This is a genomic window from Elizabethkingia miricola, from assembly GCF_001675285.1.
Classification (GTDB): domain Bacteria; phylum Bacteroidota; class Bacteroidia; order Flavobacteriales; family Weeksellaceae; genus Elizabethkingia; species Elizabethkingia miricola.
In genome coordinates this window covers 569633-581584 of record NZ_LSGQ01000003.1, presented here as the reverse complement: position 1 = coordinate 581584, position 11952 = coordinate 569633, and the positions used below count along the sequence as shown (strand labels likewise).

Here is an 11952-nt window from a genome sequence, read left to right as displayed (position 1 = left end):
TAAAAGATAAAAAAATCCGGCTACTTAAAGCAGCCGGATTTTCACTTTTATAATTATGAATTGCTATCTAGAATTTTAGAGTTAAACTCCCCATAATATTCATAAGAGGCTGTGCATTTGCCGTTGTATAACCTTGCCAATAGTGTTCATTCGTAAAGTTATCCACTTTCACTCCAATTCTGAATTTACGTGTATCATAAAAAGCATTAGCATTCAACACAAAATATTTTGGAAGAATAAAATATCCCATAGACTGTGAGTTTACGATTTTATTATCACTTGCATAATTTCCACCAATTCCAAATCCTAAGCCTTTAAACCGACCATCTACAAACTGATAACTTGCATTGAAGTTGGCCAGCCAAGGGGATGATGCTGTAGCAGGTCTGTTCCCTAAGACGTCTTTACCTAGTTGTGTATCAAAACGAGAATCGTTATAACTAAGCCCGGCAATTAATGAAAAGCCTTTAACCAAGTATGCATTAATCTCCGCTTCAAATCCACGGCTTGTTAGTTTTCCCGCCTGGCTTTGCACAGCCTGCCCACTTGAAGTCATTTCATTTGTAGCTATTAATGTATTTTTCACTTTAATATCATAATAACTCAATGTTGCAGAAATTTTCCCATTCAGTAAATTTGCTTTAAATCCTCCCTCAAACTGATTTGCTCTTTCAGGATCGGAAAGTGCAATATCTCCAGCTTTATTCTGAATATAGTATCCATTGCTTTTAAAACTATTTTGATAGTTCCCAAATACTGATAATTTTTCCGGAACAATCTGATATGTTACTCCGAATTTAGGAGACCAGGCTGACTGAGTGTAAGCATCGGCTTGTTTTTGTCCTTGTTGCCCACCTTTATAAACATTACTTTCATAACGTAAAGCTGCAAGGATGTTTAATCCTCTCACAAGAGTAAGAACATTAGAAATATAGCCACTATAAATATTTTGTTTTCCCAGACTTGGATATGTATTATTTGCATTAAAATCATAACCTGGAAGATTCTGATAATACTGATATTTTTCCCGAAGTGTCTGTGCATTCATATTAGAATAGTCAGCTCCACTAAACGGAACCCAATCGAAATTGGTGAAAATAAAATGCTGATCGTCGTTTATTCTCATATAATCAAAACCGGCTACTGTTCTGTTTCGCATACCAGCCACATGAAAATCAAAATTAAAATTCTGTTGGATCTGAAAATACTTTTTCTTACTATCCACAGTAGATTGATCGGCTCTTACAACACCTATTTGTGTATCTGCCGGATTCTGAGAAACTGCCGACTTTGGTGCCATATAAAAATAAGGATTAAAGCCATCAGAATAAGAATAAGATGTACTTACATTGGTAGATGATTTTATATATTCATTCAATTTATAATTAACCTGCCCAAAAAGGTTTCTTGCTTTTCCTGTTGTTGTAAGTCCTTTTCCTATATATGACTGTTTGTAATCATATCCATATTTACTAATTTGATCCATTCTGTCAGCTCCTAACACAGACGATGGAAAATAGAAAAAGAAACCAGTTTCAGGATATGCATTTGTTTCATACATTTCATATTCCAAATTAATTTCCAAATCATCTGTAGGTTTATAGCTTAGTGAAGGAGTAAATGCATAAAATGAATTCTTAGCATCCGGCCTTTGGAAAGATCCTTGATTGGTATAAGCTGTATTTACACGGAATAATAATTTTTTATCTTTTGTAATGGGAGCATTTACATCTGTTTGTACTCTGTAATAATTATAACTTCCCCCGGTTAAAGAAACTGACCCTGCAAATGTTTCAAATGGTTTCTTCGTAACTCGGTTTATTACCCCTCCATAAGAAGTTGCATTACTACCAAACAAAGTAGCTGAAGGTCCTTTCAAAACTTCTATTTTTTCCAAATTTATGGCATCCATAGACGTAGTAACAGGTGCGACCAAACCATTTCTCATGGAGTTTCCTGCTACAAATCCCCGTAGGTTTATAAAAATCCCGCCATCTCCGGCTCTGTTAGTTGCACTCCACATTTTTTGTATTCCGGTTACATTTCTCAATGCTTCATCCGCTGTATAAATTAATTGATTTTCCAAAACAGCTTTATCTATAGAGGAGTAAACCTGTGGATTTTCAATAGTCTTTAACGGCATTTTATTTGCGTAATCACTGTCTTTTTTGATATAGGAATTGATAATTACCTCATCAATTTTCTTTGCATTTACAGTATCCCTTTCTTGTGCATAGGCAAGAACACCAGATAACAGAACTGCATTCAACAACACTTTTTTCATAATAAGCTCAGATTTTTATAATAGTTATTTCTTAAGATTTTTTATAGTAATGTTTCATGATAATAAGGACAGGAATGATCAGGGCGGCACAAGCGAGTATATCCCAAATTCCTTTCCCGATAAGAGCTGATATAAGCCCGTAAAGAGAAAGCACAGCCAATAAAACAGGCATTCCCCAGAGTCTGAATATTTTCTTATTCATGATTTTAGTTTTTAGAAAGATTTTTCCAATGCTTTTTCTCGGATTTTCTGCGGGCAATCCACAAGTAAACACCTGTAATCAGTACAACAATGGTCAGAAAATCGAAAACACCCCAGATTATTTTCAATGTCATCCCCCCATAATTACCAAAATGTAATGGCTGAGAAAGAAATAATGTATTCACATACCAGGGCATTACACGCGAATCTGTGACGTCACCTGATTTTGCATCAATCAGTACCGGCATCAGTAATCTGGAAGTTACTTCCGTGTTGCCTTTCATAAATACGGCATAGTGGTGTTTGCTGGTAAACAGAGTACCTGGATAAGCGACAATACTGACCTTCATATCCGGAACCGTTTTTTCTGCACTCTTTACAGCCGCCTGCAATGAGCTTAGCGTGCCTGTATAAGGTTTCTCATTTTTATAAGGGGCTGTCATTTCTGCTAACTGCCCTTGCTGCCAAAGCCCTACAATTACATCGGACATCGCATTAATTACTCCGGTTATTCCTACGACCAGCATCCAGGCCATTACAACAATTCCCAGCAGGTTATGAGTATCCAGCCATTTCAGCCTCTTGGATTTATCCTTACGCACCATTCCAAAATCAAAATTCTTCATAATAGGTCCGTACAGGACAATACCCGATATAATGGAAATCACAAACAACATTCCCATGAGCCCCAGAAACAATTTGCCGGGAATTCCTGCAAAAAGATCCACATGAAGATGTCGAATCACACTCATAACACCTTCGTCTTTAGGCTGTCCTAAAACTTCGCCGGTATATTCATTCAGGATCAAAAACTTACTTTGTTCAGGTGGTGAATCCGGACTTTTTACTACGTCGAATAATACCTGATTTGGATGATTATTCTGATCCCAAAATGCATAACGTGCATGTTCTCCGGGATATTTAGCTTCAGCAATTTTTGCCAGTTTATCCAGATTTATCTTCTGAGTTCCGGGTGGAATAACAGCATCTTTATGCTCTGATATATATTCATCGATCTCTTCATGGAATATAAGAGGTAGGCCTGTTATACAAAGTAACAGGAGGAATAATGTGCAAATTAAACTGGTCCATTTGTGCCATTTGAACCAGCGCTTTGCCGTTTTAAGCTTCATCAAGATTTTTTTGCAAATTTATTATTTTAAATTATTCTAAATTAATATATATGTTTAAAATCATGTTTTTTATTTAAATAAACCACAAAATACTTTTCACTTAATTGTGATATTATCTGATTATTGTAACATTTCATCAATGGTTACGTCCTATTATAAAATTTAAAATCATAATATTATGACCGAAAAATCTTTAAAAAGAAAGCTCAATTTTCTAACCACGTATGTAATAATAAGTTCACTGGCATTTATCATTTTTATCCTGTCAGGCTTCAGAGATAAAGAGAAAAAGGAAAGTTTCGACGAACTCACTGTAAAAAAGATAAATGTTGTGGGCGAAAAAGGGGATTTACGAATGGTGATTAGCAACGAACACAGACAGCATCCGGGAATTATGAATGGTGAAAAACTACCGGACAGAGAGCGGTCTTCGGGTATAATTTTCTTTAATTCTTCCGGTGATGAATGTGGAGGTTTGGTCTATGACGGAAATGAAAAAGATGCCGGATTGGTTCTTTCTGTGGATAAATTCAGGGATGATCAGATTATGCAGCTGCAGTATATGGAAAACACCCAAAATTACGATCGGAAATATGGATTACAGATCTGGGATTATCCAAAAGAAAAGACTTTCAATGAAAGAATGAGAAGATTTAAAGAACTGGACAAACTAAAGAATAAGGAAGAGCAACAGCAAGCTGTAAAGAAAATGAAAACGGATAGCCTCCTAATGGAAGACCGCCTTTTTATCGGCAAAAATTTCAATAAAGATGTTGGTTTGTTCATAAAAGATCAGAAAGGAAAACCAAGGATAAAAATATATGTTGATAAAAATAATGAGGCCAAAATAGAACTTCTTGGAGAGGACGGAAAGCCTGTTAAGTAATACAATAATCAACTTTGTCAAGCTAAAATTCTGAAAAATATTTACCAAAGCAAATTTCAAATCAAAACCCATGAAATATTAGAATTAATTCTATTAAAATTAGAATATGTTCTAATCCAGATAAATACTATCTCAGAATAGGTATGATTATTAAATTATTATTCCTCTACACACCTAGCAGAAACCATACCTAGTCTTGTTCCAAATTAAAACCCCGCTGAATAATTATTCAGCGGGGTTTTTTATAAAAAATTGAAGATAAAATATAATGCGTCAAGTTTTGACGCCACCCCCAATTACATTTGCTCCATCACTAATAAATAATAGTATGGACAAGATTACACAAACACACATTGGAAAGCTTCATCCCGTGATAAGGGAAGAAGTAATGCAGATTATCAAAGATTGCGATAAAGCACTAACAGGAAGGGCAAAAATAAGAATCACACAGGGACTAAGAACTCATGCTGAACAGGCAAAATTATATGCACAAGGCAGAACTACACCGGGACTAAAAGTAACGAATGCAAGACCAGGACAAAGTATCCATAACTATGGTCTGGCTGTGGATATTTGCCTGATTATTGACGGTAAAACAGCAAGCTGGGATATTGCAAAAGACTGGGATGGTGACCGTATAGCTGATTGGCAGGAATGTGTAAAGATATTTAATCGCTATGGCTGGGAATGGGGTGGCAACTGGAAAATTTTTAAAGATTATCCACATTTTGAAAAGAAAAGTCTCCAAACCAGATACGGTACAATCTCCACTGACTGGAAAGTACTTTCAAAAATGCCCAAGGATAAATCAGGCTATATTCTTATTTAAGGCATCTAATGATAAAGGCACAAATTCCACTCTCACCTACTCCCAAGATCGAAACTTTATCCTAAGATAAAGACTTAATGCATCGTCGTTGACTTTTCCATTGTGCTTATCTTCTGTAGGCACTTTACTGACATTGCATTCAAACTCATGAAACTATATAAGGTTTCATTCACTGATTTTTAGAACAAACATCAAAACAAAACATTATGAAAAAGATTTGTATCCTCTCCCTTGACGGGGGAGGCATAAGGGGAATTATCTCTTGTATTATCCTCAGATATATTGAGGAACAGCTTCAAAAGCAAGACAACTCTCAGAATAAACTGGGTGACTATTTCGATTTGGTTGCCGGCAGCAGTACCGGCGGTCTAATCACTTCGATTATGCTTTATCCGGATGAAAAGCGGAATGCACGATATTCCATACAAAAAGGCTTGGAACTGTATTCGGAAAAAGGAGAAGACATCTTTCAGGTTTCTTTTTTTAAACGGCTTATAAACCCTTTCGGGCTTTTCAATGAAAAAATCTCACAGGAAGCCCTGGAAAAAAATCTCAATGACTTCTTCGGAAAACTGGAATTAAAAGAACTGATAAAGCCTTGCCTGATTACAAGTTATGACATCGAAAACAGAAGAGCTAAACTTTTTAACTCCGCCGATGCCGGCATCAGCACAGATAATTTTCTGGTGAAAGATATTTGCCGTGCCACATCTGCAGCACCTACTTATTTTAGTCCGGCAAGAATTCAGTCACAATATGGACAGAATTTCAGTCTTATTGATGGTGGCGTTTATGCTAACAATCCAGCTTTATGTGCATATGCCGAAGCCCGGAAAATGCCATTCGGGCAGATATTTAAAACCGATCAGAAACCCGATTATCCTACAGTAAATGATATGATGATTATTTCCATCGGAACAGGATCTGAAGCTAAATCTTATCCTTACAAAAAAATGGAAAATGCGGGCAAGCTGGCATGGATAGGTCCTTTAATCGACATCCTGCTCTCTGCCAACGCGGAAACTGTAGATTATCAGCTTTCACAAATGTTCCAAACACTGGGAAGCCGCAATCAGAAAAATTATTACCGGATCAATCCTTCTCTGAAAAATGCTTCTCCATCTATGGATAATGTAAGAGAAGAAAACATTGAAAATCTTATTCAGGCAGGTCTGGCTTATATCGACGAAAACAAGGAAATGCTGAATCAGATTGTACAGAAACTCATCCGGAATAAAGCGGGTTAATGGTGAATGGTTGTCGGTTATCGGTGAATATATGTTAGTGAAATTCTAAAACCTTACCTCCCGATAACTGGCTAACCTTAGCCCTATGTATTGATAAATCAGACAATTTCCAAAAAACAAAAAAAGCAAGAAACTTTTTTTTAATGCGTCAAGTTCTGTCGCCACGAGCCGAGATCTTTGTCCTAATGGTTATCGGATAATGGTTGATGGTTGATGGTTGATGGTTGATGGTTGATGGTTGATGGTTGATAACTTATAACTGATAACTGACAACCAATAATCCACTCCTCTTCTCATTAAGACCTGATATCTATGAACATCACAAAACCGCTTTAACAGGCAATTATAAAAAATCAATTCATTACTAACCTTAAAAATAAAATATTATGAAAAAACTCAGTATACTACTATTCACAATTCCTGGTTTTTATTTTGCCCAGCTGGCAGCTCCTCAGGGGCAAATTCAGACAAGTACAAATCCAGAAACCGGTAATATTGGGATTGGAACTACTACACCCGAGGAAAAACTAGATATCACAAATGGTTTTCTTAAAATTGGTAATGTCAGTATAGGACATTCAGGAGCTAAATCACCTAAAAATGCGGTAAGTTTAGGAAGTGATAATCACGGAACCGTTTTATTAGGATCAAATTTACACTTAAATTATAATCCTTTTTCAAATAGTAATTTACAAACATCCCTAACTCACCCAACATTAGCAGGAGCAGGAATTGTTATACCCGGAAATAACCAAGAGAATCAGGGAAGTATTATTTTCCACACTAAACCGCCAGCTCCTACTACAACAGAAATTGTATTTAATAGCCCTAGTATGATTATTAAAGAAAATGGCAATGTTGGAATCGGTACCCTAAATCCTGAAAACTCAGAAAGCTGGGATAAAGTTCTAGAAGTAAAAGGAAATGTACATTCAAAAATAATTGCATCTTCTTCAAATATTACTACAGGCGTATGGTCTCATGAAGTCGGTTATCACGGTTCTCCAATTGGAGGTCTAGCAGGAACCTATACAAATCATCCATTTAGCTTAATCACAAATAAAACGCCCAAAATGACTATTTCTGCAGATGGTAATATTGGTATTGGCACCATTAATCCTGAAAACTCAGAAAGCTGGAATAAAGTTGTAGAAATAAAAGGAAATAAAACCTCAAAGTTTATTAATTCCACTTCTACCATCAGTACCGGAGTTTGGTCTCATGAATATGGCTTTTATGGCTCCCCTGCAGGTGGAATGGCCGGAACGTCTACAAATCATCCTTACAGCCTCGTTACAAATAAAACACCTAAAATGACTATTTCTACAGATGGCAATATTGGCATTGGTACAACCAATCCACAAAACAAACTGGATGTAAACGGAACGGTGCATGCTAAAGAGGTAAAAATAGATATAGCTGGATGGGCTGACTTTGTATTCGATAAAGAATATCAACTTCCAACACTGGATGAGGTAGAGCAGCATATCCATGAAAAAGGACATTTACCTAATATCCCAAATACCAAAGAAGTCACCGAAAATGGTCTATCACTTGGAGAAAGTCAGAAACTACTTTTACAGAAAATTGAAGAACTGACGCTTTATTCTATTGAGCAGAATAAACTAATAAAAGAGCAGCAAGAAAGGCTTAAAAAGCTTGAAGAAAAACAAAACATCAAACCATAAAAATTAATATTATGAAAAAAATACAAATACTAAGTTTATTATTACCCTCATTATTCTTTGCCCAGCAAGAGTTTTCAGAAATAAAGATAAAAAGCTGGTCACCCACGATTTATTTACAAAGAAGTTATCAGGAAGGAGGCTTTACCCAGGGAATACAAACCCAACTTTTGGATGGAACTAACAACTGGTACTTTGGAAATCTTGGTACTGGAGAATGGCGGGTTTCAAAAGGTAATTGGGAAAATTCTAAATTTTCGATTATCGAAAATGGAAATGTTGGGATAGGTACAACAACTCCTCAAGCGAAATTAGATGTTATTGGAGGGATAAATATTTCTTCCGAAATGCCCATACAGCTTAATGGAAGTGACATTTCACATGGTTTAAAGTATAAAAAGAATGATAGCAATGATAATTCTTTGTTGGATGGACCTTTCCTTTATGGATGGGCAGGAGGATCTCTAGGCATTAAGCGGGGGGAAAATGAATATAATGCACTTTATTGGAAATACAACGGTAATATTGGGATTGGGACAAATAATCCTGTAAGCAAACTAGATATAGACCTTAAAAACGGGGGCAACGGAAATGCACCTATAATCCGTGGAAATGGAAGTTATATTTCATCCGGATTAAGATTTATAGATGATTCTTATGACCAACCCGGACAAATTAAAGAATGGGCTATATGGAAGGGGAATACTTTTTCAAAAGGACTTAGTTTTATGAAATATGATGCTGTAAACGCCTGTCAAGGTGGAGCGTGTGATATAGCATTACAATTAAATGATAATGGAAATGTGGGAATTGGCAATCCAGCTCCTCAATCCAAATTAGACATTAATGGGACTATGATGGTTGGCGGAGATGTTGGAAATCTTGATATTATTAGCCTGCCTAATAGCTTGGACATGCTTAAAAATACGGGCAAACTTGCCATTGGTTGGAACCTATCCGGTGGTGGTGGGGAAACTGATTTCATAGCTAATAGGGGTAGAGGAAATACCGGAGGTTTTCATTTCTACGATTATACTAATGAAGGTCAAAGAAAAAAATTATTAGTATTAAATAATAACGGAAATGCTCTAGTAGAAGGTAAACTCGAAGCCAAGGAAATTAAGGTGACCACTACTCCAACAGCTGATTTTGTTTTTGAGGATTCCTATCAACTTCCCAATCTGGAAAGTGTAGAAAAACACATTAAAGAGAAAAAACATTTACCCGAAATAGCTTCTGCTGCTGAAATGCAAAAAGATGGGGTTAACATCGGAGATTTTCAGATTAAACTTTTACAGAAAATTGAAGAACTCACTCTTTATCAGATTCAACTCAACAAAGAGGTTACAAACCTTAAGCAGGAAAATATACAATTAAAAGAAACACTACAAAAAATTCAAAATCATGAAAAATCTTATTAACCTTTTACTACTGACTTCAGTAGCATTTATCAGCTTATTAAAAGCACAAACTGTTCAGTCATTTACCTCAGCAGGAACTCAGGATCAGTATGTTCCGGTATTATTCAGTTTCAACAATAAACCATTCTCTATTTCCCGCCCGGAAGTACATGCTGACAGGAATTGGCTTGCTTACGGAATTGCAACTATCAACGGAATCGGTTATGGTTGGGGATCCGGCAATACCATGATTAAACTGGAAAACTACACTTATGGAATGAAAAATAGTGATAATACAGGTGGAGTATACAGTTATATTGGAAAAATCATGTGTGAATGGAAAAGTTTGGGAATTATTGTTTACTTAAGAGGAGGTACTACCTATAATACCGATGGAATTGTACAAAAAAATGATGGCACTTATACGGCAACTGTGGGGAGTCAAATAAACCTTTCCGCTGTTCCTATCACTGAACCTAACTTTAATATTCCTCCAGGAGTATATGTTTCCAATTGGGAAATTAATGCTAATACACCCAAAATAAATCTGGATGATGTATATAGTATTAATAATAATATTGGTATTGGAACCTCTACTCCACCTGCAAAACTATCAATCAAAGGTAATGTATCTCTACAATCTCAACTCTCTAATACAAGTGCCAGACCAATGCTGTCTTCGGGAATTAATGAAGGAGAGATTAGAGGTATCAGCAAAGACGGGCAATTTTCCGATGATGGCTTTTTACGTTTAAGTGCCGGAGGAGGAACCAATACTTCTACTCAGTCTTTTATAGATTTATCAGGATACTCAGCAAACGTTCCTGACAGGTATATGAACATTACGATGGGAACTAATGGTATAGAGAAATTACGAATAGATGGCAATGGTAATGTCGGCATTGGCACAACCAATCCACAAAATAAACTGGATGTAAATGGAACGGTGCATGCCAAGGAAGTAAAAGTAGATATGGCCGGATGGGCTGACTTTGTATTCGATAAAGAATATCAGCTTCCAACACTGGATGAGGTAGAACAACATATCCATGAAAAAGGGCATTTGCCTAACATCCCTAATACCAAAGAGGTAACGGAAAATAGTATATCACTTGGAGTAAATCAGAAATTACTTTTACAGAAAATCGAGGAACTCACTCTTTATTCTATTGAGCAAAACAAGCTGAATAAAGAGCAATCAGAATTACTACGTCAACAAATCCAGATTAATAAAACACTGGAACAACGCCTCCAAAATCTCGAAAATAATAACAAAAAAAATTAATAATCATGAAAAATAGCATATATATTCCTTTTTTACTTTTTGCCGTTTCATTGAATGCACAAACATTCCAGCAAAAAGATTTCAGTGTGGGATTTCCACATGAACAACCCAATCAAGCCGTCGATATATTATTCGGAAATAGCTTTATCAATGGATGGATCGAAGTTGATATTACAGGCACATATATCTACCAAAATAGTGTTGGTATTATCAAAAAAATATTCCAAATCGGAGTCAGTCCCTCTAATTTTATATGGTATCCCCCGACATCCAGAATTCTAGAAGCTGCCGGCCCAATATTAGACAATATTTATATTGGTGACATCGTATGGGATCCTGCAATCAATCAATACAAATTAACGATTTATCATACCTCACCTAATGCCAACCCTTATAATATCAGACTCACTCAACATTCAGCAGAAGGTACTAATATTAGTACAGCAGTCCTTAGTAACATTTATACCAATCATTTGAATGGTAATAACAGGCATAGTGTTTATTACAATGATAATGTAGGAATCGGGGTAACAGATCCTAAAAACAAACTGGATGTAAATGGAACGGTGCATGCCAAAGAAGTAAAAGTAGATATGGTCGGATGGGCAGATTTTGTATTCGAGAAAGAATATCAACTTCCAACGCTGGATGAGGTAGAGCAACATATCCATGAAAAAGGACATTTACCTAATATTCCCAATACCAAAGAGGTAACGGAAAATGGTATATCACTTGGAGAAAATCAGAAATTACTTTTACAGAAAATTGAAGAACTCACGCTTTATTCTATTGAGCAAAACAAGCTGAATAAAGAGCAATCAGAATTACTGCGTCAGCAGCAACAGGAAATTCAGGATTTACGAAATGACATCAAAGTGATTAAGAAATAAAGTTTTCTGAGAATCTTAACAGCCACATAGACACCTGAAACGAATCCGATAAAAAACACTTCGGGTTCCCTCTCTATAAGGTCCTTCAATTTTCAGCAAGCTTTTTAGCATA

9 protein-coding genes and 1 pseudogene are annotated in these 11952 nt (G+C 36.0%); 7 read left to right on the top strand and 3 right to left on the bottom strand.

The genetic code is table 11. The annotated features are described in order from the left end of the window. Nucleotides 1-67: 67 nt before the first annotated feature. From ATE49_RS05580 to ATE49_RS05575, 3 genes are read right to left on the bottom strand one after another with little or no spacing between them, the layout of a single operon-like run. Nucleotides 68-2284, bottom strand: a complete 2217-nt coding sequence (locus tag ATE49_RS05580) for a TonB-dependent siderophore receptor (RefSeq protein ID WP_065081349.1) — start codon at nt 2282-2284, stop codon at nt 68-70. A gap of 31 nt (nt 2285-2315) precedes the next feature. Beyond that, entirely contained in the window at nt 2316-2486 is a 171-nt protein-coding gene (locus tag ATE49_RS20320; RefSeq protein WP_035588004.1) for a hypothetical protein, read from the bottom strand. Nucleotides 2487-2490: 4 nt separating this feature from the next. Beyond that, nucleotides 2491-3618 carry a PepSY-associated TM helix domain-containing protein gene (locus tag ATE49_RS05575; protein WP_065081348.1) on the bottom strand — a complete coding sequence of 376 codons (1128 nt, stop codon included), beginning with the start codon at nt 3616-3618 and terminating at the stop codon, nt 2491-2493. 178 nt (nt 3619-3796) lie between these two features. On the opposite strand from ATE49_RS05575, the gene ATE49_RS05570 reads away from it, so the two are divergent. The 7 genes and pseudogenes from ATE49_RS05570 to ATE49_RS05540 all read left to right on the top strand — a co-directional run bounded on the left by ATE49_RS05570 (nt 3797) and on the right by ATE49_RS05540 (nt 11840). Continuing rightward, on the top strand, nt 3797-4504 hold the full coding sequence (locus ATE49_RS05570; protein ID WP_065081347.1) for a hypothetical protein: 708 nt from the start codon (nt 3797-3799) through the stop codon (nt 4502-4504). Nucleotides 4505-4832: 328 nt separating this feature from the next. Then, on the top strand, nt 4833-5333 hold the full coding sequence (locus ATE49_RS05565) for a M15 family metallopeptidase (RefSeq protein WP_065081346.1): 501 nt from the start codon (nt 4833-4835) through the stop codon (nt 5331-5333). A gap of 206 nt (nt 5334-5539) precedes the next feature. Then, nucleotides 5540-6580 carry a patatin-like phospholipase family protein gene (locus tag ATE49_RS05560; protein WP_065081345.1) on the top strand — a complete coding sequence of 347 codons (1041 nt, stop codon included), beginning with the start codon at nt 5540-5542 and terminating at the stop codon, nt 6578-6580. Between the two features lie 386 nt (nt 6581-6966). Continuing rightward, on the top strand, nt 6967-8268 hold the full coding sequence (locus ATE49_RS20525; protein WP_260255588.1) for a hypothetical protein: 1302 nt from the start codon (nt 6967-6969) through the stop codon (nt 8266-8268). Nucleotides 8269-8786: 518 nt separating this feature from the next. Then, nucleotides 8787-9686, top strand: a pseudogene (locus tag ATE49_RS20680) (hypothetical protein); the annotation flags it as partial. Beyond that, the gene (locus ATE49_RS20515) at nt 9670-10950 is read left to right on the top strand and encodes a hypothetical protein (RefSeq protein ID WP_260255586.1); all 1281 of its coding nucleotides are present in this window, start codon (nt 9670-9672) and stop codon (nt 10948-10950) included. The pseudogene ATE49_RS20680 and the gene ATE49_RS20515, both read left to right, overlap by 17 nt. Before the next feature lie 5 nt (nt 10951-10955). After that, the gene (locus ATE49_RS05540) at nt 10956-11840 is read left to right on the top strand and encodes a hypothetical protein (protein WP_065081344.1); all 885 of its coding nucleotides are present in this window, start codon (nt 10956-10958) and stop codon (nt 11838-11840) included. The last annotated feature ends 112 nt before the right edge of the window (nt 11841-11952 follow it).